Source organism: Moorena sp. SIO4A1 (assembly GCF_010672065.1).
GTDB lineage: Bacteria > Cyanobacteriota > Cyanobacteriia > Cyanobacteriales > Coleofasciculaceae > Moorena.
Window position 1 is genome coordinate 1 of the sequence record NZ_JAAHHX010000781.1, and the last position, 1,342, is coordinate 1,342.

The window sequence follows — 1,342 nt, forward strand, 5'->3', positions numbered from 1 at the left end:
GATGTGTGCTCCTTCCGATCTAGCACTTGTTTTTTTCGGCCATTAATTGTATTATATACTCGTTTATTTTGAGCAATGCAAATAGATGGTGCATTACATTTTATGCTATAGATGGTGGGTTATATTTCATGCTATAGATGGTGCATTACATTTTATGCTATAGATGGTGCATTACATTTCATTAACGCACCCTACAAGAGATGCGTTCGCTTTTTCTTATGTAGGGTGTGTTAGCGGTAGCGTAACGCACCGAAAATTAGCCTATAGTGTTAGCAAGAGCGTAACCCACCGAAAATTAAATGTGGCGGTGCGTTACATTTCATTAACGCACCCTACAAGAGATGCGATCACACTGAACTTATCAACATCTAAACTATGCTTTCACAAAACCTGAAAATTGTTACTCTGCTCCCCAGTGCCACGGAAATTGTGGCAGCTTTAGGATTAGCTGATGCCATTGTGGGGCGATCCCACGAATGCGACTATCCCGCAACCATCAAAAATCGACTTGTCTGCACCGAGGCTCAAATCAATAGCGACAAACCTAGTGCCCAGATTGATGATGATATAAACAATTTGGTAAAACGTGCCTTGAGTATTTACCAAGTAAAAACTGATGTTTTAGAACAACTGCAACCAACCCACATTGTTACTCAAGATCAATGTGATGTCTGTGCTGTCAACTTCGATGTGGTCGAGAAAGCAGTTGCCAACCTTACAAATAGCCAGCCTCAGATAATTTCCTTGCAGCCAAACTTGCTAACAGAAGTTTGGGCAGATATTGAACGAGTTGCTGTCATCCTGGGAGTAGAGTCACAATCTGTACTGAAGCAATTACAGTCTCGTGTCGAAACCTGTAAGCAAAAGACACAGGAAATGTCAGAAAATGACCGCCCTACTGTTGCTTGCATCGAGTGGACTGATCCTCTGATGGCTGCTGGTAACTGGATTCCTGAATTAGTCACCATTGCAGGTGGTAATCCTCTGTTTGGGGCTTTAGGTAAACATTCCCCTTATCTGGAATGGGATGCTTTAGTCAAAGCTGATCCAGATGTAATTATTTTAATGCCTTGCGGCTTTGATTTGGAACGCACAAAACAAGAAACCCAACAGATGGCTCACCATTCGCAGTGGTCAAGTTTGCAAGCCGTACGCCAGGGTAAGGTTTTTGTTACTGATGGTAATGCGTATTTCAATCGTCCAGGACCAAGACTAGTCGATTCAGTAGAAATGATAGCTGAAATTTGCATCCAGACCTGTTCACCTTTGGTTATCAAGGCACTGGCTGGGAACGGTTTGAGGTAGGAAATGCTTAAGAAACTTATCCTGGAAAATTGGAAAA

General features: G+C 42.3%; 1 protein-coding gene. It reads left to right on the forward strand.

The window, feature by feature from the left end:
- Nucleotides 1-375: 375 nt before the first annotated feature.
- On the forward strand, nt 376-1,305 hold the full coding sequence (locus tag F6K53_RS42845) for a cobalamin-binding protein (RefSeq protein ID WP_366511451.1): 930 nt from the start codon (nt 376-378) through the stop codon (nt 1,303-1,305).
- Nucleotides 1,306-1,342 lie beyond the last annotated feature (37 nt).

Excerpts from the sequence above, each read along its gene's own strand:
- F6K53_RS42845 (WP_366511451.1), top strand. The coding sequence starts at position 376 with ATGCTTTCACAAAACCTGAAAATTGTTACTCTGCTCCCCAGTGCCACG.